This window comes from Micromonospora sp. NPDC048905 (assembly GCF_040649655.1).
Lineage (GTDB): Bacteria > Actinomycetota > Actinomycetes > Mycobacteriales > Micromonosporaceae > Micromonospora.
Window position 1 is genome coordinate 396098 of sequence record NZ_JBEZFV010000003.1, and the last position, 18615, is coordinate 414712.

Consider the following 18615-nt stretch of genomic DNA (forward strand, 5'->3'; position numbering starts at 1 on the left):
TATCAGCTCCCGTACTTCTTGCGGTTTTCCTCGAGCTGCTTGTTGGCCTTGGCCACGCCCTCGTCGAGCGCCTGCTGCGGCGACTTCTTGCCGAGCGCGGCCACGTTGAACGAGTCGTAGAAGGTCTTGATGACCTCGCCGAGGCCCGGGGTCGCCGGCGGGAACGCGGCGTACTCCAGCTCGGGGGCGAGTGCCGAGATTTCCGGCAGCGCCTTGAAGTCGGCGCTCTCCCGGACATCCTTACGGGCCGGGATCTGGCCGCCCTTGGCCCAGTCCAGCGAGTGCTGGCTCAGCCAGTTGATGAAGACCTTCGCGCCGGAGACCTTGTTGGCGTTGTTCGCCCGCTGCTTCACGATCGTGAAGTTGTGCGAGTTGGCCCAGGCCGCCGGCTTGCTGCCGAGCTGGGGGAGCGGGGCGACGCCCCACTGCACCTCGGGGCTCTTCTTCAGATCGTTGATCTGCCAGATGCCGTTGAAGGTGAAGGCGTTCTTGCCGCTCTTGAACGCCAGGTACTCGGCGTCCTGCCCGACGTTGGCCGGCGAGTGGCCCTGCTTGACCATGTCGACCAGCCAGGTGCACGCCTCGACCGCCGGGCCGGAGTTGAACGTGGCCTTGGCCACCTCGGCGTCGAAGAGGCTGCCCCCCCACTGGTTAAGCAGGGAGTAGAACGTCATGCCGCCGGTGAACTGGAACGGGCTGAGCCAGAAGCCCTGCACGCCCGACTTCTTGAACTCGGCGAGCGCCGCCGTGAAGTCGTCCTTGGTGGTCGGCGGCTTGTTCGGGTCCAGGCCGGCCTTCTGCATGACGGCCTTGTTGTAGTAGAAGCCCAGCGGGTGCATGTCCAGCGGGATGCCGTACCGCTTGTTGTTGTAGAGCCCGCCCTGCCACACGGTGGGCGCGAAGTCCGCCTCGGAGAGCTCCAGGTTCTTGGCCACGTCGTCCAGCTCGCTGATCACGCCGCGGGCGGCGAAGGTGGCGAGCTGGTCCATGTGCATGACCGCGATGTCCGGGCCGTTGCCGCTGGAGGCCGCACCGGGGAGCTTGTTGTAGTAGTCCTCCCACTGGTACGTGGCCACCGACACCGCGATGTTCTGGTGCTCGGTGTTGAACTGGTTGACGAGCGCCTTGAAGATGTCCCCGTCGCCGCCGGTGAAGCCGTTCCACAGCTTCAGGTCCACCTTGGGGCCGGTGTACTCCTTGCCGCCGTTGCCGGCGGCCGGCCCGGAGGCGTTGTCATCGCCGCCGCCGCAACCCGCGAGGGTCAGCGAGGCCGCGGCACCGAGTCCGAGACCGAGGCCGAGCAGGCGCCGCCGGCTCATGTCGTTCTGGATCATGCTTTATCTCTCCTTGAGGGGGGACGGTATGAATTGTGCCTGCTCAGCCAGGTGCGACAGCTAGGCGCTGGCCGGGCCGAAACGGAGCACGCTCCAGGACACGGCGGGCAGGAGCACGGTGCACCGGCCGCCGTCGGGGGTGGGGATCGGTAGGTCCCGAGGCGTCACCCGGTCCGGCTCGGCCTCGGTGTTCGTCGCCGACGGGTCAGAGCCGGCAGCGATGCACTCGAACGACAGACCGGACATACCCGGCATGCCGCGCAGGTCGATCTCCAGCGGGAGATCGGTGGAGTCCCGGTTGACCGCGAACACGGTCAACTCACCGGTCTCCTCGTCGTGCACGGCGACGGTGTCGAGCACCGGCACGTCCCCGTACTTCTTCGTGTCGTAGCGCGGCGACACCGGCTCGGTACGCAGCACGGTGCCCCGCGCGTAGCGGGCGGTCAGCGCGAACGGGTGGAAGATGCTCTGCCGCCAGGCCGGGCCACCGGTGCGGGTGCGGATCGGCGCGATCACGTTCGCCAGCTGGGCCTGCGCGGCCACCCCGACCCGGTCGGCGTGCCGGAGCAGCGTGATCAACAGATCACCGACGACCACCGCGTCGACGGCGGTGAAGGTGTCCTCGATCAGCGCCGGAGCCTCGACCCAGCCGCGCCGGTCCAGGTCGGCCTGGAGGCGGGACTCGTACCAGACGTTCCACTCGTCGAAGGAGATCTTCAGCTTGCGCCTGTGCCGCTGCTTGGCGGCCACGTGGTCGGCGGTCGCGACGACCTCGGTGATGAAGTTGTCCATGTCGACGGCCGAGGCCAGGATGCTGGCCTGATCGCCGTCGGACGGGTCGTAGTAGGTGTGCGCCGAGATGTAGTCGACGTGCTCGTAGGTGTGCTCCAGCACCGTCGCCTCCCACGAGGCGAAGGTGGGCATCCGCCGGTTGGAGCTGCCGCAGGCGATCAGGCTGATCGACGGGTCGATCATCTTCATCGCGCGGGCGGCCTCGGCGGCGACGCGTCCGTACTCGTCGGCGGTCTTGTGGCCGACCTGCCACGGACCGTCCATCTCGTTGCCGAGGCACCACAGTCGCACCCCGTACGGATCCTCGGCGCCGTGCTTGCGCCGCAGGTCGGAGAGCTCCGTGCCGCCCGGGTGGTTGGTGTACTCCAGCAGGTCCAGGGCCTCCTGCACCCCGCGGGTGCCGAGGTTGACCGCCATCATCGGCTCGACACCGGCCTCGGTGGCCCAGGTCATGAACTCGTCCAACCCGAACGCGTTGGTCTCGATCGTCTTCCAGGCCAGGTCGAGCCGGCGCGGCCGGTTGCCGACCGGGCCGACCCCGTCCTCCCAGCGGTAGCCGGAGACGAAGTTGCCGCCCGGGTAGCGGACCACCGAGACGCCCAGCTCGCGGGTCAGGTCCAGCACGTCGCGGCGCAGGCCACGGGTGTCGGCGCTGGGGTGGCCGGGCTCGTAGATGCCGCCGTAGACGCACCGCCCCATGTGCTCGACGAAGGAGCCGAAGAGGCGTCGGTCGGCCGGGCCGATGGAGAAGGCCGGATCGACCGTCAGCTGCGCGGTCCGCAAGGGGGTGCCACCTTTCCTCGTGCCGATGCCCGGGTGAGCGCAGTCACCGTTCACCCGGTGTCCATCGTTTCTACAACGTTGTAGGCAACGTTGTAAAGAGCAGGTGACAAGGTAGGGTGCGCTGGGTTACCTCGGGGAGGTTGCGGAGTGCGACACAGACTCAAGGACGTGGCCGAACGGGCCGGAGTGTCGGTGAAGACCGTCTCCAACGTCGTCAACGGCTACCTGCACGTCCGGCCGGACACCCGTGCCCGCGTCGAGGAGGCCATCGCCGAACTCAACTACCGGCCCAACCTCTCGGCCCGCCACCTGCGCAAGGGCCGCACCGGCGTGATCGCGCTGGCGGTCCCGGAACTGGACATCCCGTACTTCGCCGAGTTGGCCCGCTACGTGGTCACCGCCGCCGCCGCGTACGGCTGGACGGTGCTCATCGACCAGACCGGCGGTCGACGCGAACAGGAACGGGTGGTCGCCTCCGGCATCACCGACCACCTCATCGACGGGCTCATCTTCAGCCCGTTGGCACTCACCGCCGAGGACCTGGCCGGCCTGGACGGCACCCCCATGGTGCTGCTCGGTGAGCGGGTCGAGCACGGCCCCGCGGATCGCGTGGTGATCGACAACGTGACCGCCGCCCGGCAGATCACCGAGCACCTGATCCAACTCGGCCACCGCCGGATCGCGGCCATCGGCTCCCAGCGCACGGACGAGGGCGCGAGCGCCCGGCTGCGCCTGGCCGGCTACGCCGACGCGCTGCGCGCCGCCGGGCTCGACTACGACGAAACCCTGGTGGCGCCCGCGTCGGCCTGGCATCGCGCCGACGGCGCGGCCGCCATGCGGGGCCTGCTCACCTCCGGCGTACGCCCCGACGCCGTCTTCTGCTTCAACGACACGCTCGCCCTGGGTGCCCTGCGCGCTCTGCACGAGGCCGGCCTGCGGGTGCCCGAGGACGTGGCGGTGGTCGGCTTCGACGACATCGAGGACGGCAGGTTCTCCATTCCCACGCTCAGCACCGTCGCCCCGGACAAGGAGCGGATCGCCGAACTGGCCGTCGAACTGCTGGCCAACCGGCTGGACGGCGACCGCTCCGCCCCGACGAGAGAGCTCTCCGCCCCCTACCGCCTGGAACTCCGCGAATCCACCCGGACCCCCTGACGTCGGGCCGGGTGGGTCAGTCGAAGAAGCGGGCCAGGTGGGACTTTGCTGCGGTCTCGGCCTTCGGGGGCAGGGGGGTCAGGTCGGCGAAGATCGAGGCGCCGTCGCAGCCGGCGTGCAGGGGATACCAGCGCGGGGCGCCGGGTGGCCGGCCCTGGCAGATCCCCTTGAACGTCTGGACGTCCATCAGTCGGACGTGAGTCGGGTCGGCCACCGCGTTCACGTGCCCCCACCAGGGGCTCATCACGTGCAGCACGCCGCCTGGACGGAGTACCCGGTGGCACTCGTCCACCAGCGGCAGGAAGTCGATCAGGTGCTCCAGGATGTGCACCGCGAAGAGGACATCCACCGAATCGTCGGCAAGCGGTAGCGAGCCGGACAGGTCCGCGACCGCGTTCACCCCCGGCGCCGGGTAGATGTCCAGCCCCAGGTTGGTCGACCACTGCTTGGTCGGACCGCACCCGAGGTCCACCACGACCGGCGCCCGCCCGCCGACGCCGACCCGGCACCAGACGCCGTAGACGCCGGCCAGTCGCCCCACCAGGTCCCGCACCAGCCGCAGCTCGGCGGGCTCGGCCACGTCCCCAGTGAGGTGGGCCACCCCCCGGTCGAACCGCACCTCGACCGCCAGGCCCCGCAGCCGGTCGTCGTGCCGAGCCTGGTCCGCCCATGCCTGGGCGAGGGAATCGTCGATCGCCCGCAGCCGGTCGGCCGAGGGTGGAGTCTGTGCCAAAGCGACCATGCGGGCCACCTCCCGCCGCGCGATACCCGCAATCGCGCCCGCTATGCCCGGCTCGTCCGCGTCGTCGCCCCCTCCGGCGCGGCGGGCATGGGCGTGTCGCAGGTTGCGGGGCAGGACGGCAATCATCTTGATGCCACACCGGCATCAAGATGACTCAGGGGCATCAGGCTCAACGGAGGCACGCCGTCCCGTGCCGAACCGCCACCGGTCAGATCGGCTCCTGCGAACACGCGGCAGGCCAGGTCGCCTCGCCGCAGGCCGGCGGTCGGCCTGGCGAGAGCCTTGCCCCACACCGACGGGCCGGGCCGGTCGGGTCAGCCCGATAGGGTCCGACGGCCCCCGCGCACCCGCTGGCGGGGTTGCGGGGCGGCGGGTTTCGGCCGCTTCAGGTGGTAGCGGTGCAACTCGTGGTGGCCGGGCAGGGACGGGTCCTCGCTCATCGCGACCAACTCCCAGCCCTGGTCACCAGCCCGGTTCAGGTGGGCCAGCGAGGTGTCGCCGTACGGCGTCACGTCGACCATGGAGCCGTCCGGGCCGTACCAGACGAAGACGACCTCCCAGCCGAGGTCGTTGCTCGCCGCCTGGCGGCGGCGGACCAGCAGGGCGTACTCCCACTTGAGCATGGCGTCATTCTCACCCCGCGCGGCCGCGCGGGCACGGATCAATCCTCGGCGATCCGCCCGCCGTCCACCCGGAGCCGACGGTTCGTCTCGATGGCGGCCAACATTCGCCGGTCGTGCGTGACGAGCAGCAACGTTCCGGGATAGCTGGCCAGCGCCGACTCGAGCTGCTCGATGGCGGGCAGGTCCAGGTGGTTGGTGGGTTCGTCGAGGACCAGCAGGTTGACCCCGCGGCCCTGGAGCAGCGCCAGCGCCGCCCGGGTCCGCTCACCCGGGGACAGGGTGGCCGCCGGTCGCGGCACGTGCGCCGACCGTAGGCCGAACTTGGCCAGCAGGGTCCGCGCGTCTGCCGGCGACATGTGCGGTACGGCCGCGTGGAACGCGTCGATCAACGGCGCGTCGCCGAGGAACAGCCCTCGTGCCTGGTCGACCTCGCCCACCACGACCCCGGGTCCGAGTGAGGCGGTGCCGGCGTCCAGCGGGAGCCGCCCCAGCAGCGCGGCCAGCAGGGTGGACTTGCCCGAGCCGTTCGCCCCGGTCACCGCCACCCGGTCCGCCCAGTCGATCTGGAGGTCGACCGGGCCGAGGGTGAACCCTCCCCGGCGTACCACCGCACCTCGCAGCGTGGCCACGACGGCGCCGGCACGGGGTGCGGCGGCGATCTCCATCCGCAGCTCCCACTCCTTGCGGGGCTCCTCGACCACGTCGAGCCGTTCGATCAGCCGTTCGGTCTGCTTGGCCTTGGCGGCCTGCTTCTCGCTGGCCTCGGCGCGGAACTTGCGGCCGATCTTGTCGTTGTCGGTGGCCTTGCGTCGGGCGTTCTTCACGCCCTTCTCCATCCACCCGCGCTGGGTGCGGGCCCGAGCTTCCAGCCCCGCCTTGGTGTCGGCGTACTCCTCGAATTCCGCGCGGGCGTGCCGGCGGGCCACCTCGCGCTCCTCCAGATAGGCCGCGTAACCGCCGCCGTAGTGGTTGACCTGCTGCTGCGCCAGGTCCAGCTCCAGCACCCGGGTCACCGTGCGGAGGAGGAACTCGCGGTCGTGGCTGACCAGCACCGTGCCGGCCCGCAGCCCGGTGACGAACTCCTCCAACCGCTCCAACCCGGCCAGGTCCAGGTCGTTGGTCGGCTCGTCGAGCAGGAACACGTCGTACCGACTGATCAGCAGCGACGCCAGCCCGGCCCGGGCCGCCTGACCGCCGGAGAGCCCGGTCGTCGGGTGGTCCAGGTCGACCGCGAGCCCCAGGTCTGCGCTCACCTGCTCGGCGCGTTCGTCCAGGTCCGCGCCGCCCAGGGCGAGCCACCGCTCCAGCGCGTCGCCGTACGCGTCGTCGGCGCCCACCGCCCCGGCGGTCAGCGCCTCGGTCGCCGCGTCCAACGCCGCCTGCGCGGCGGTCACCCCGGTCCGGCGGGCCAGGAAGTCCCGCACGGTCTCGCCCGGCCGCCGCTCCGGCTCCTGCGGCAGGTGCCCGACGCTCGCCGTGGGCGGGCTGAGTCGCACGGTGCCGGCCTCGACCGGCAACAAACCGGCGAGGGTACGCAGCAGCGTCGACTTGCCGGCCCCGTTCGGCCCCACCAGGCCGACCACGTCGCCGGGGGCCACCACCAGGTCCAGTCCGGCGAAGAGTGGGCGGTCGCCGTGCCCGGCGGCCAGGTCCTTGACGATCATCGTGGCGCTCATCAGTTCGGGAGCCTATCCGGCCGCCCGCATACGACCAGCCCCCAGCGGGCAGACTCAACGGCGTGGTGACCACACTGGCGATCGACTGTGGCGGCGGGGGCATCAAGGCGTCCGTGCTCGACGAGGCGGGGACGATGCGGGCGCGACCCCTGCGCGTGCCGACCCCGTACCCGTTGCCGCCCGCGCTCTTCGTCCGGACCCTGCTGGATCTCGGCGGGCGCCTGCCAACGGCGGACCGGCTGACGGTCGGCGTACCGGGGATGATCCGGCACGGGGTGGTGGTGACCACACCGCACTACGTGACCCGCAGCGGCCCGCGCACCCGGGTCGACCCGGACCTGCTCGCCGAGTGGTCCGGCTGGGACGCGCGCGGAGCGCTGGCCGACGCGTTCGGGGTGCCGGCGCTGGTGCTCAACGACGCCGAGGTGCACGGCGCCGGGGTGGTCGCCGGCACCGGCTGCGAGCTGGTGCTGACCCTGGGGACGGGGCTGGGCAGCGCGCTCTACGACGGCGGGGTGCTCGCACCGCACCTGGAGCTGTCGCACGCGCCGGTGCGGTGGGGCACCACCTACGACACGTACGTGGGTGAGCCGGAACGGCGGCGGCTCGGCGACGCCTTCTGGTCCCGGCGGATCCGGCAGGTGGTGGACGGCCTCCGCCCGGTGTTCCGCTGGGACCGGCTCTACCTGGGCGGGGGCAACTCCCGACTGATCCGGCCCGAGCAGCTGGCCCGGATGGGCGACGACGTGGTGGTGGTGCCGAACACGGCGGGGATCGTCGGTGGCGTCCGCGCCTGGGAGCTGGCCGCAGGCCGCCGGGACGCGCGAACCTGACGTGATCTCGCCGGATCTCGGCCTCGGGAACAGTCGCCAAACGCCTGACGTTGTGCCAGCGTCGGAACAGGTGACGGTGCGACCCGAGGAGGTGGGCAGATGGATCTTCTGGCGGACTACCGGCGGGCGACCATGTTCTTCGAAACCGGTGACCCGAGCGGGGCGGCCCGACTGCTGGAGCCGATCGTCGACGCCGAACCCGGCAACGCGGCGGTTCGGCAGTTGCTGGCTCGGGCGTACTTCCAGTCGGCCCAGCTCAACCGGGCCGAGGAGCACCTGCGCGAGCTTGTCGAACGGGACCCGAGCGATCACTACGCGCACCACGTGCTCGGTCGGACCCTGGAGCGGCTGAACCGGCACACCGACGCGCTGCGGCACCTGCGGATCGCCGCCGCCATGTACGCGACGAACGACGACTACCGGATCGCGCTGGAGCGGGTGGAAACCCGGGTGGGCGGCACGCGCTGAGCGTGGACGTGCGGGGGCGGTCCTTCGGGGCCGCCCCTTCGTCGTCCGGTGGGCTTACCGCCGGGCGTGCCTAGGATGGCGGGCATGGGACCTGACCGGGCGGGGGCTGCGGCATGAAGCTCAAGCTGGACCTGCACGAGATCTTCAACAAGGGGCAGGACATCGACCGCGCGCTGCGCGGGATCATGGACGAGGCGGTGGCGAAGAAGGCCACCCTCGTCGAGATCATCCCCGGCAAGGGGTCGGGGCAGCTCAAGAAGCGGGTGCTGCGGTTCCTCGACCAGAAGGACGTCAAGCAGCTCTACCACCGTGTGGAAAAGGACTCGAAGAACTTCGGTCGCCTCTTCGTGCACTTTCGCTGGAAGTAGCGACGGCGTGCCCGCTGATGATCTTCTGCTGCCTCCCGCGTTCGACGCGATGACGGCCTGGGCTGGTACCGGACGGGTGGTGCGGGCTACAGAGCAGGACGTGGCGACGTGGCGGCTTCCCCAGCCGCAGAAGGCCGCGCTGAGCTCCTCTGGGGTACCGCTGATCGATGGCCTCGTCGGTGCGGTGTCATTCTCCGCAGAGCCGACGAGGTACCGGTTGGCGAACGACGACGATCCGCGCTGGGTGTACGGCGCCGCGCCGGGGACCGGTGAGGTGCACCTGTGGTCGTCGGACGGCGGCGCCGCGTTCGTCAACTCGACGATCATCCACTGGCTGTGTTCGCTGCACATGGTTGGTAGCTGGCTGACCAGCTCAACCGTCATCGACCGCTGGGACGAGGACGAACAGGCCGAGGAGCAGGCGCTCGCAGAGATCGCCGACCTGTTGGAACGCATCAGGGACCTGGACCCGCCCGCGTACGGGGACGGCGACCACACAACCCACTTCTGGCCCGGAGTGCTCGACCGGTGGCTCTACTGATCGAGGCGGGCACCGTCTTCCTTGGTTAGTGGCAGGCCCGCACAGCCACGTGGTTGATGCTCCTGGGAGGCTGCGGGGGTGGAACAGTCTGCGTGGGCCGAGATTTCGGCGTTGGCGGCGGCGGCTCCGTATCCGGTGGAGGTGTTGCCGGTCAATCTTGAGCGGGCGGCAGCCTGCTTGGCAGCCTTGGAAGTCACGACCAGGTCGTGGCTCGGTGCCGTGGTGGCCAACAGTGGCGGGCTGGTGATCGACCACGGTTGGCTTCGGGTGCTCGGCGGCGGGCACGACGCGCTGCCGGATGTGGCTGCCGAGATGGTCCCTGGAACTGCTCGTCTGGTCGTCGCCTTCGATGTGATGGGCGGGCAGTTCGCGTGGTTGCAGGCGGAGCCGGGAGTACGGCCGACGGTGCATTACTTCGGCCCGGAGGACGTGGCTTGGCAAGATCTTGAGCTTGGGTATGGCGACTGGCTGGAGGCGATGCTCGCCGGCTCATTGACCGATTTCTATGAGGGTTTGCGCTGGCCGGGCTGGGAAGTCGAGGTGGCCAACGTCGCCCTGGATCAGGGGATCCACACACTGCCGCCGCCATGGACCAGGGAGGGCAAGGATCTCTCGGTGGTGTCCCGTAAGCCGATCCCGCTTGCTGAACTCGTTTCGATTCACCAAATGGTCGCTGGCAGCTGACACAGCGCCGGGAATCAAGGTGAGTAGCTCGCCTCCGGTTTCGGCGACGAGCCGATCGAGGACGGACCTGTTGCTTTTCCAGCGCGCATCCGTCCCGGTACTCAGCGCGGGCCGCTGCTCGTCATTTCTCCAGAACCGTGGCTACCAGGACGAGACCGGCCAGTCCGATCACCACGAGCGCGCTCGATGTCATCAACAGTCTGACGGCGATCTTCCACTGCTGCCGGAAGGGGTAGTAGGCGACTCCGACCGGTCCGGCGAGGACAAGGACGACCATGGGGATCAGGCGTAGCCCGTCAACCGCCCCGGCGACGATCCCGAACACGCCGACAAATCCGAAGAAGATCGCGACGTTGGCGACCGCGGAGCGAAAGTTGGCGTAAGCACTTTCCTGTAGGTCGGCGATCGCGCCGCGGATGTCCCGCTCCGCCTGCGCCCGCTCCTGAACAGACATCGGCCTGCGCGGCTTGCCCCGGCCCTTGTTGCTCCCCGCGACCATCCGGCGACGATAACAACCACCCTCGATCCGGGCCGTCCCGAACCGAGCGCCTCGGGCGGCGTAGCCGATCGGTGATTCGCCTTGACGACCGTAACGGTAAGTCGTAGCTTACGTTCGTGGCCACTTACGGAGTGCACCCGGGCTGGGAGGCGTTGGGTGACCCCAGCCGGCTCGCGATCGTTCAGCGGCTGGCTGAGCGTCCGCACGCCGTCGGGGAACTGGCAGACGACCTGCCGATCAGCCGGCCGGCCGTGTCGCAGCACCTCAAGGTGCTCAAGGGCGCGGGCCTGGTCGTCGACCAGTCGGTGGGAACCCGCCGCGTCTACCGGCTCAGTCCGGTCGGGTTGACCGCTCTACGGGACCAGCTCGACACCTTCTGGCGACGGGCGCTTGACGGTTATCAGGACGTCGTTGAATCGACCGAGGAGAGTTCATGACGCAAGCAGCTACGGCGGTGGTCCGCCGACAGATCGTCGTCAACGCACCGATCGAGCGGGCCTTCACCGTGTTCACCGAGCGGTTCGGCGACTTCAAGCCGCGCGAGCACAACCTGCTTCAGGCCCCGATCGCCGAGACCGTGTTCGAGCCCAGGGTTGGCGGTCACATCTACGACCGGGGTAACGACGGCAGCGAATGCCGATGGGCGCGCATCCTCGCGTACGAACCGCCGACCCGGGTCCTCTTCAGCTGGGATATCGGGCCGACCTGGCAGGTCGAGACCGATCCGGACCTCACCAGCGAGGTCGAAGTCATCTTCGTCGCCGAGACTCCGGATCAGACCCGGATCGAGCTGGAGCACCGGCACCTCGACCGGCACGGCCCCGGCTGGGAGTCGGTCCGGGACGGGGTCGACAGCGACACGGGGTGGCCCCTCTACCTCAGCCGCTACCTCGCCCTCTTTGGTGGCGAACGCTAACGGTGCGACCCAGCCGGCGCAGGAGTGCAGCAAGCAACGAAAGCGGGTGCATGATCGTGCTCGATCCTGGTTGTAGTCCCCTCGCTCGTGGTCGAGGGCCCTCTTTCCTGGATCGAGCACGATCTTGGGGGGACCGGCCGGCCGAGCGCGGCCGGCCGGACCACCGTGTCGTCTGTCAGAAGGGGTACGTGCGGGCGACCGCCAGCATCTCGGAGCTGTGCGACCCGACCACGCCGACGGCCGGCGGCCGGGGGCGGAAGCCGGGCAGCGCGTCCAACCCGTCACTGGCGTCCATGGCCCGCAGCGCCACCTGCCCGGCGGTGGGCCGCAGGGTCAACGTGACCTCGATGCCCTCGGTGGGCGGGGCGTGGAACACCAGCCCGAAGCCCCACCTGCCCGCGCGGAGCTCCACCGGCACCGCCCGCCCGGCGACCTCGGCCCGCAGGACGGTGGCCGTCGACGTGTCGACGTGCAGGGTGGCGAGCCGGGCGGCCCGCTGCGGGGTGAGCCGCAGACGCAGCGTGCGTTCTCCACCAGACGTGGCGTCGCCCAGCACGTCCAGCTTCGGCGCCGGCAGGTTCGCCGGCTGTGCCGGCCCGGCCCGCAGCTCACCGTCGCCGAGCCCGGGGAAGTCGTCGCCGACGTCCGCCGTCCCGTCCACGTAGCCGTCCGTCCACGACTGCGGGTCACTCTCGTGACTGAGCCAGCGGGCCTGGCCGGTGCCGGCGTCCATCGCGTACATCAGGTGGGTCGGCGCGGGATGCGCGGCGTCGAACCGGTCGACGCCCAGCCCGACCCCGGCGAGCACCACCGTCGCCACGGCGGCGGCCACGGCCGGCAGCAGGCCGAGCCGGCGCGCCCGCAACGCCCGCACGCCGCGCTGGCCGCCGGCCTGCGGGTGCAGCAGGTCGACCACCGGCAGGGCGGCCAGGCCGAGCAGCACGGCGACCAGCGCGGCCACCCCACCCATGCCCATCCCCAGCGCGGGGAAGAGCAGCACCACGGTGGGCAGCAGGATGACCACACCGACGGCCGCGGCGGCGGTCACCGCCACCACCGGCCACGGCCCGGTCTGCCGGGTACGCAGCGCGATCAGCCCACCGAGGGCACCGGCCAGCGCCGGCAGGGTGGTGAGGTACGCCCCGCCGGGCACCGCCACGGCGAGCAGCACCCCGAGCAGGGCCAGCCAGGCCAGCCCGCCGACGGCGAGCGCGGCCGGGCCGATCCGGCGGCGCAGCAGCGCGTACCAGGCGAACAGGATGGCGGCGGCGAGCGCCACGACGGCCAGGCGGTACCAGACCGGGCGGTACGGGTCGAGCAGTTCCGCGTACCCCGGTCGGATCGTGGTGATCGCCAGCCAGAGCAGTTGGGCCGCGACCGGCGCGACCACGATCGGCGCCAGGGCCAGCCCGAAGCCGGCGGCGAGCCGGCCGGTGCTGGCCCGGCCCCGTCGACGGACCAGCCAGCCCAGCGCGGCCACCGCGGCCACCGCGAGCATGGCCAACGGCAGGGTGAACGTGCCCGGGTAGTGGACCAGCCCACCGGGGACCGGGAAGTAGGTCGCGTCGTGCCCGGAGCGCAGCTCGGTCAGGTCGGTGCGGCCGAACTCCCGGGCCAGGCCCAGCGCGTTGTCGCCGTGCTGCTGGAGGCTGCCCCGGTCCATGGCCGCCGGCGTGTCCAGCGGGGTGTGGTAGATCGCGCCTCCGTCGATGTACGCCGAGTTCAGCCCGACGAACTTCTGGTCCAGGAACGCGGTGAAGTCGGTGTCGTTGGGCAGCGCCCGATAGATCTCCACCGCGAACGAGGTGCCGACCGGGTGCGGGGCGGCCCGGCCGAAGACGTCCACCAGTTTCGCGTTGTTCCGGGACGTCTCGAACATGATCACCGGCCCGGTGGAGCCGCGCGCCTCCAGGTTGAGCACCACCCCGCCGTCGGCGGCCAGCGGGTGGCTGGCGGCGAACGCGGACGCGCCGCAGAGGCACGCCTCCTCCGCGTCGGTCAACACGAAGACGATGTCGTTGCGGGGCCGCGGACCGGTGCTCAGCGCGCGGGCCACCTCCAGGATGGCCGAGGTGCCGGCCGCGTCGTCGTTGCCGCCCGGCCCGGTCTGCACCGAGTCGTAGTGGGCGACCAGGAAGACCCGGCCGGTCGAGGCGGTGCCGGGCAGCCGGGCCACCACGTTGCGGACGCGGGCCAGGGTCGCCCCGCCCGCCGCGCCGCTGAGCTGCCCGGCCTCCGGGGCCACGGTGTCCTGCACCTCGGTCTCCAGGCCCAACCCGCGCAACTGCTGCTCAAGGTGCGCCCGAACCTGGTCGTTGGCAGGGCTGCCGGCGACGTGCGACCGGGCGGCGATCACCTGGACGTCCTCGTACGCCCGGCCGGCGCTGAACTCGCCCACCGGCGCGTCCGCCGGTTTCGGCGTCGGCGTCCGCAGGTCGAGCAGGCTGCCGGCGCCCACGGCGGCCAACGCCACGAGCGCCGCCGCGGCGGCCACGAGCCGCCGGTGCGGCCTGGTCAGCGCACGATCCGCAGGGGGTACGCCCGGAGCAGGACGGGCCGGTGTGCCAGTCGGGGCCGGGGTGGGGGGTGCGCCCACGGAAACTCCTCGGGGGGTGGTGGGGCCTGGGGTGGCACCATCCTGCCCCCCGGCGGTCCCGGACGGCATGGCCGGTACGGCCCCGCACCGATCACCCGCGAGGTTTGTCAGTCGGCGGGCAGTGATGCGCCCCATCCCCGCCCGTGCCGTGGGCATCGTGTTGTGTGCGACCGTTGTCTAATACAGGATCAGCAGGGCACTCGGAAGGAGCCCGACATCACCAGCGAACTCCCGCGTCTCGCGGCGGTGACCCGGCCGCACCGGGGGTCCGGCTCGGCCGGGTCCCCAGTTGTGCCGTACCCGCACGGTGGCCTGGCGCGGCACGCCAACCTGCCGCCGGGCGAACGGCTGCGGGTGCTGCTGGTGGAGGACGACGAGGGCGACGCCTTCCTGGTCGGTGAGCTGCTCGCCGAGACCAACTCGATGATCGACCTGCTGGTCGCCACCAGCCTGCGAGAGGCGCGGCAGCGGATCAACGACGTCGACTGCGTCCTGCTCGACCTGGGCCTGCCCGACGCGCAGGGGCTGGACGGGCTGCGTCAGGTGCTGGAGATGTCCAGCGGCGCCGCGGTCTGCGTGCTGACCGGCCGCTCGGACGAGCACCTGGGCGTCGTGGCGGTCGCCGAGGGCGCACAGGACTACCTGGTCAAGGGCCAGGTCGACGGAGTGCTGCTGACCCGGGCGCTGCGCTACGCCGTGGAACGCAAGCGCGCCGACGAGAACGCCCGCCGGTTGCGGGAGGTCGAGCTGCGGCAGGCCGAGTCGGCCCGCCTCGAACGCGGTCTGCTGCCCCAGCCGCTGATGACGACCGACCAGGTGGCGGTGCACACCTTCTACCGGCCCGGCCGGCACGCCGCCCTGATCGGCGGGGACTTCTTCGACGTGGTGCAGACCCGTCCGGACCGTCTCGACCTGATCGTCGGTGACGTCTGTGGGCACGGCGTGGACGAGGCCGCGCTCGGCGTCGAGCTGCGAGTGGCCTGGCGGGCACTTGTGCTCGCCGGAGTGCCGGACGACGAGGTGCTGCCCGCGCTGGAGCAGGTGCTGATGAGTGAGCGCCGCCTTCAGGAGATCTTCGCGACGGTGGCCACCACCAGGCTCGACCTGGACGCCAACCGTGCGACAGTCCGACTCGCCGGGCATCCGCCGCCGCTGCTGCTCGCCGGCGGCCGGGTCGCCCCGGTGCCCGCGCCCGGCGGCCGACTGCTGGGCGTACGACCCCGCCGGCCGATCGCCTACGACCTGGAGTTCGACACCGATGACTGGTCCCTGCTGATGTACACCGACGGGCTCATCGAGGGGCGGGTGGGAGCGGGCAACGATCGCCTCGACGTGTTGGGGCTGAGCGGGCTGCTCGACGAGCCGGCCAACCGTTCGGTGTCGCTGCCCGAGCTGCCCGCCTGGCTGGTCGGCCGGGCCGAGCGGCTCAACGGCGGCGCGCTCGCCGACGACGTGGCCATGCTGCTGGTGAGCCGGGGTGGTGGCCGGTGAAGCCGGTGGTCGGCGGCTGGAGTCTGCGCCGGCGGGTCATCACGCTGCTCACCGTCGTGGGGGTGCTGCTGATCGCCCTGGCCGGCGCGGAGGCGGCGATGGCCGCCCGCAACCGCACCCAGATCGACGCCGTCCTGAACGAGACCGGCCCACTGCGGGTCCAGTCCCAGGAGTTGCTCAACGCGCTGCTCGACCAGGAGACGGCGATCCGTGGGTACGCGGTCAGCGGTGACCCGGACGACCTGAACCCCTATCGGGAGGGGCTCGCCCAGGAGAAGAGCGTCACCGTCTCGATGCGGTCGCTGCTTGACAACTACCCGCAGATCAGCCAGGAGCTGCGCACCGTCGAGGAGCGCATCACGCAGTGGCGGCAGTCGGTGGCCGAGCCGGTGATCACCACCACCGAGCAGAGCGGCACCAGCGCGGGCCAGGCACTCGTCACCGAGCAGGCCCGGCAGCAGTTCGACGAGGTGCGCACGGCGGTCAACGACCTCCAGGGGGAGGTCCTGGCCGCCCGGGAGCAGACCGCCGACAACGTGCGGACCAGCAGCAACGTGCTTGTCGTACTGCTGATCGTCGCCGCCCTGGTGGTGGTCGTGGCCGGCGCGGTGCTGCTGCTCTCGCTGGACCGGATGGTGATCCGGCCCCTGACCGGCCTGGCCACCCAGGTCCGCGAGGTCGCCGAGGGCGACTACCAGCACCGCATCGCCACCACCGGCCCGCCGGAGTTCATCCAGCTCGGCGACGACGTGGACGCCATGCGGCAGAAGATCGCCGCCGACCTGGCCGAGGTGCGGGCTGCCCGCGAGCGGATCGAGTGGGTCAACAGCCAGCTCCAGAAGCAGGCCGAGGAGTTGACCCGGTCCAACCGTGACCTGGAGCAGTTCGCGTACGTGGCCTCGCACGACCTCCAGGAGCCGCTGCGCAAGGTGGCCAGTTTCTGCCAGTTGCTCCAGCGTCGCTACGCCGGGCAGCTCGACGAACGGGCCGACCAGTACATCGCCTTCGCGGTGGACGGCGCACAGCGGATGCAGCGCCTGATCAACGACCTGCTCGCGTTCTCCCGGATCGGCCGGCTCACCACCGGCTTCGTCGAGGTCGACCTCAACAAGGTGATGGGCGACGTGGCCGGTCAGACCGAGGCCGCGCGGCAGTACGCCGACGCGGAGCTGACCTGGACCGACCTGCCGGTGATCTCCGGTGAGGAACCGCTGCTCACCAACCTGCTGGCCAACCTGGTCAGCAACTCGATCAAGTTCCGCCGGGCGGATGTGCCACCCAGGGTGCACGTCTCGGCGCGGCTGGTGGACGCCGAGTGGGAGATCACCTGCCAGGACAACGGCATCGGGATCGAGCCGGAGTTCGCCGACAAGATCTTCGTGATCTTCCAGCGGCTGCACTCGAAGGACGCGTACCCGGGCACCGGCATCGGGTTGGCCATCGTCAAGAAGATCGTCGAATATCACGGGGGTCGGGTCTGGGTGGACACCGACGTGCCGGAGGGCACGGCGATCCGGTTCACCCTGCCGGCGCTTCCGGCGGACCTGGAGGCGGCGGCCGCCGCCGACTCGTCGGAGCAGCCGCAGGCCCTGCCGGCGGGCGACGCCACGCCCTCGAACGAGACTCCGGCAGCGGCGACCGAGCAGTCCGACTCCTCGGACCAGCCGGACCGGGCCGACGAGGCGCCGGAAAGCGGTAGAACGGGTGACATGAGGGAGACGGTGGGATGACCGCGCCGGCGGATGGCAAGAGCCCGATCGAGGTCCTGCTGGTCGAGGACGACCCGGGTGATGTGCTGATGACCCAGGAGGCGTTCGAGGAGCACAAGCTGCGCAACCGGCTGACCGTCGTCTCCGACGGCGCCGAGGCGCTGGCCTACCTGCGCCGGGAGGGCCAGTACGCGGACGCGGTGGCGCCCGACCTGATCCTGCTCGACCTCAACCTGCCCCGGCGCGACGGCCGGGAGGTGCTGGAAGAGATCAAGAACGATCCGAACCTGCGTCGGATCCCGGTGGTGGTGCTCACCACCTCCCAGGCCGACGAGGACATCCTGCGCAGCTACCAGCTGCACGCCAACGCCTACGTGACCAAGCCGGTGGACTTCGAGCGCTTCATCTCGGTGGTCCGCCAGATCGACGAGTTCTTCGTCAGCGTGGTCAAGTTGCCGCCGCGTGGCTGACACCCTGCTCGACGACGTCGGCGACCTCCTGCGGGAGGCCGCCGACCAGGTCGTGCTGCCGTTGTTCCGCAAACTCGACGACGCCGACGTGTCGGAGAAGGCGCCCGGCGAGGTGGTCACCGTCGCCGACCGCCGGGCCGAGGAGCTGCTCTCGGCGGGCTTGCGCCGGCTGCGGCCCGGCTCGACGGTGGTCGGTGAGGAGGGTGTCGCCGACGACCCGGGGTTGCTGCGGCACCTGCGGGACGCCGGTGACGTCTGGCTGGTCGACCCGGTCGACGGCACCGCCAACTTCGCCGCCGGTCGCCGGCCGTTCGCCCTGATGGTGTCGTTGCTGACCGACGGGCAGCCGGTCGCCGGCTGGATCCTCGACCCGCTCGCCGACACCCTCGCCGGGGGCTGGGCGGACGACGGCACCCTGCTCAACGGCCAGCCGGTGGAGGGCACCATCCCGGTGCCGCCGCTCGGCGAGCTACGCGGCGCGGCGATGACCCGGTTCCTGCCGCCGGAGACCCGCGACCGGGTCCGCGCCGGCGGTCGGCGGCTCGGCGAGCTGCTGCCCGGCCAGCACTGCGCCGGCCGGGAATACCTGGACATCCTCACCGGCGAGCAGCAGTTCGTCCTCTTCTGGCGCACCCTGCCCTGGGATCATGCCCCGGGCACCGTGCTGGTCCGCGCGGCGGGTGGCGTCGCCCGCCGGTTCGACGGTGTCGACTACCACCCCGCCGACGACGGCCACGGTCTGCTCGTCGCAGCCAACGAGCAGGTCTGGACCGAGGTGCGCGAAGCCCTTCTCGCCCCCTGATCCGGGCACTGCGCGACGGCGTCGGAACGCTCCGTCGACATCGGGGCGTTCCCGGCGTCGGGGGGCTGGCCAGCGGCTCACCGTCCGGTATCGTGACGGCGGTCTCCGCCAGCAGGCCGCCGACCGGCGCCGG

At 71.1% G+C, this 18615-nt stretch carries 19 protein-coding genes; 12 read left to right on the top strand and 7 right to left on the bottom strand.

The genetic code is table 11. The features are described 5' to 3' along the window. Nucleotides 1-2: 2 nt before the first annotated feature. Both AB0C01_RS10060 and AB0C01_RS10065 read right to left on the bottom strand, forming a co-directional pair. Nucleotides 3-1334 carry an ABC transporter substrate-binding protein gene (locus AB0C01_RS10060; RefSeq protein WP_357570868.1) on the bottom strand — a complete coding sequence of 444 codons (1332 nt, stop codon included), beginning with the start codon at nt 1332-1334 and terminating at the stop codon, nt 3-5. A 60-nt stretch (nt 1335-1394) separates the two neighbouring features. Then, entirely contained in the window at nt 1395-2909 is a 1515-nt protein-coding gene (locus AB0C01_RS10065; RefSeq protein ID WP_357570869.1) for an alpha-N-arabinofuranosidase, read from the bottom strand. Nucleotides 2910-3056: 147 nt separating this feature from the next. Here AB0C01_RS10065 and AB0C01_RS10070 point away from each other — a divergent pair, with 147 nt between their 5' ends. Continuing rightward, nucleotides 3057-4064: a LacI family DNA-binding transcriptional regulator gene (locus tag AB0C01_RS10070; RefSeq protein WP_357570870.1), complete on the top strand. Its 1008-nt coding sequence runs from the start codon at nt 3057-3059 to the stop codon at nt 4062-4064. Nucleotides 4065-4080: 16 nt separating this feature from the next. Here the strand turns inward: AB0C01_RS10070 and AB0C01_RS10075 are convergent, their stop codons facing one another. The 3 genes from AB0C01_RS10075 to AB0C01_RS10085 all read right to left on the bottom strand — a co-directional run bounded on the left by AB0C01_RS10075 (nt 4081) and on the right by AB0C01_RS10085 (nt 7105). Then, complete coding sequence (locus AB0C01_RS10075) at nt 4081-4806, bottom strand: methyltransferase domain-containing protein (RefSeq protein ID WP_357253915.1); 726 nt, start codon at nt 4804-4806, stop codon at nt 4081-4083. A gap of 314 nt (nt 4807-5120) precedes the next feature. Beyond that, complete coding sequence (locus tag AB0C01_RS10080; RefSeq protein WP_357253917.1) at nt 5121-5429, bottom strand: hypothetical protein; 309 nt, start codon at nt 5427-5429, stop codon at nt 5121-5123. A gap of 38 nt (nt 5430-5467) precedes the next feature. Then, nucleotides 5468-7105, bottom strand: coding sequence for an ABC-F family ATP-binding cassette domain-containing protein (locus tag AB0C01_RS10085; protein WP_357570871.1), 1638 nt, complete (start codon nt 7103-7105; stop codon nt 5468-5470). A gap of 62 nt (nt 7106-7167) precedes the next feature. Between AB0C01_RS10085 and AB0C01_RS10090 the strand changes: the two genes are divergently transcribed. The 5 genes from AB0C01_RS10090 (at nt 7168) to AB0C01_RS10110 (ending at nt 9999) form a co-directional block, all read left to right on the top strand. Next, nucleotides 7168-7938, top strand: a complete 771-nt coding sequence (locus AB0C01_RS10090; RefSeq protein ID WP_357370361.1) for an ROK family protein — start codon at nt 7168-7170, stop codon at nt 7936-7938. 99 nt (nt 7939-8037) lie between these two features. Further along, nucleotides 8038-8406, top strand: coding sequence for a tetratricopeptide repeat protein (locus tag AB0C01_RS10095; protein ID WP_357370359.1), 369 nt, complete (start codon nt 8038-8040; stop codon nt 8404-8406). 113 nt (nt 8407-8519) lie between these two features. Beyond that, nucleotides 8520-8774, top strand: coding sequence for a Smr/MutS family protein (locus tag AB0C01_RS10100; RefSeq protein WP_007465523.1), 255 nt, complete (start codon nt 8520-8522; stop codon nt 8772-8774). Between the two features lie 7 nt (nt 8775-8781). Beyond that, nucleotides 8782-9315, top strand: coding sequence for an SUKH-4 family immunity protein (locus tag AB0C01_RS10105; RefSeq protein WP_357570872.1), 534 nt, complete (start codon nt 8782-8784; stop codon nt 9313-9315). Between the two features lie 78 nt (nt 9316-9393). After that, nucleotides 9394-9999 (top strand): DUF2625 family protein, encoded by a 606-nt coding sequence (locus AB0C01_RS10110; RefSeq protein WP_357570873.1) that lies wholly within the window; start codon nt 9394-9396, stop codon nt 9997-9999. 121 nt (nt 10000-10120) lie between these two features. Here AB0C01_RS10110 and AB0C01_RS10115 read toward each other — a convergent pair whose 3' ends face one another. Continuing rightward, a complete protein-coding gene (locus AB0C01_RS10115) occupies nt 10121-10498 on the bottom strand; it encodes a hypothetical protein (RefSeq protein WP_357570874.1) in 378 nt (125 codons plus the stop codon). Between the two features lie 116 nt (nt 10499-10614). Here AB0C01_RS10115 and AB0C01_RS10120 point away from each other — a divergent pair, with 116 nt between their 5' ends. Together AB0C01_RS10120 and AB0C01_RS10125 are read left to right on the top strand one after the other, a co-directional pair. Next, nucleotides 10615-10935 carry a metalloregulator ArsR/SmtB family transcription factor gene (locus AB0C01_RS10120; RefSeq protein ID WP_357570875.1) on the top strand — a complete coding sequence of 107 codons (321 nt, stop codon included), beginning with the start codon at nt 10615-10617 and terminating at the stop codon, nt 10933-10935. After that, nucleotides 10932-11414: an SRPBCC family protein gene (locus tag AB0C01_RS10125; protein ID WP_357570876.1), complete on the top strand. Its 483-nt coding sequence runs from the start codon at nt 10932-10934 to the stop codon at nt 11412-11414. The genes AB0C01_RS10120 and AB0C01_RS10125 overlap by 4 nt, the downstream gene beginning before the upstream one ends. Before the next feature lie 175 nt (nt 11415-11589). Here AB0C01_RS10125 and AB0C01_RS10130 read toward each other — a convergent pair whose 3' ends face one another. After that, nucleotides 11590-13908: a M28 family peptidase gene (locus AB0C01_RS10130; RefSeq protein WP_357570958.1), complete on the bottom strand. Its 2319-nt coding sequence runs from the start codon at nt 13906-13908 to the stop codon at nt 11590-11592. Nucleotides 13909-14301: 393 nt separating this feature from the next. On the opposite strand from AB0C01_RS10130, the gene AB0C01_RS10135 reads away from it, so the two are divergent. From AB0C01_RS10135 to AB0C01_RS10150, 4 genes are read left to right on the top strand one after another with little or no spacing between them, the layout of a single operon-like run. Then, nucleotides 14302-15501 carry a fused response regulator/phosphatase gene (locus AB0C01_RS10135; protein ID WP_357253931.1) on the top strand — a complete coding sequence of 400 codons (1200 nt, stop codon included), beginning with the start codon at nt 14302-14304 and terminating at the stop codon, nt 15499-15501. Next, a complete protein-coding gene (locus AB0C01_RS10140) occupies nt 15498-17231 on the top strand; it encodes an ATP-binding protein (RefSeq protein ID WP_357253933.1) in 1734 nt (577 codons plus the stop codon). Before AB0C01_RS10135 ends, AB0C01_RS10140 begins: the two co-directional genes overlap by 4 nt. Then, nucleotides 17228-17680: a response regulator gene (locus AB0C01_RS10145; protein WP_357253935.1), complete on the top strand. Its 453-nt coding sequence runs from the start codon at nt 17228-17230 to the stop codon at nt 17678-17680. The genes AB0C01_RS10140 and AB0C01_RS10145 overlap by 4 nt, the downstream gene beginning before the upstream one ends. Beyond that, on the top strand, nt 17673-18482 hold the full coding sequence (locus AB0C01_RS10150; protein WP_357253937.1) for an inositol monophosphatase family protein: 810 nt from the start codon (nt 17673-17675) through the stop codon (nt 18480-18482). Before AB0C01_RS10145 ends, AB0C01_RS10150 begins: the two co-directional genes overlap by 8 nt. The last annotated feature ends 133 nt before the right edge of the window (nt 18483-18615 follow it).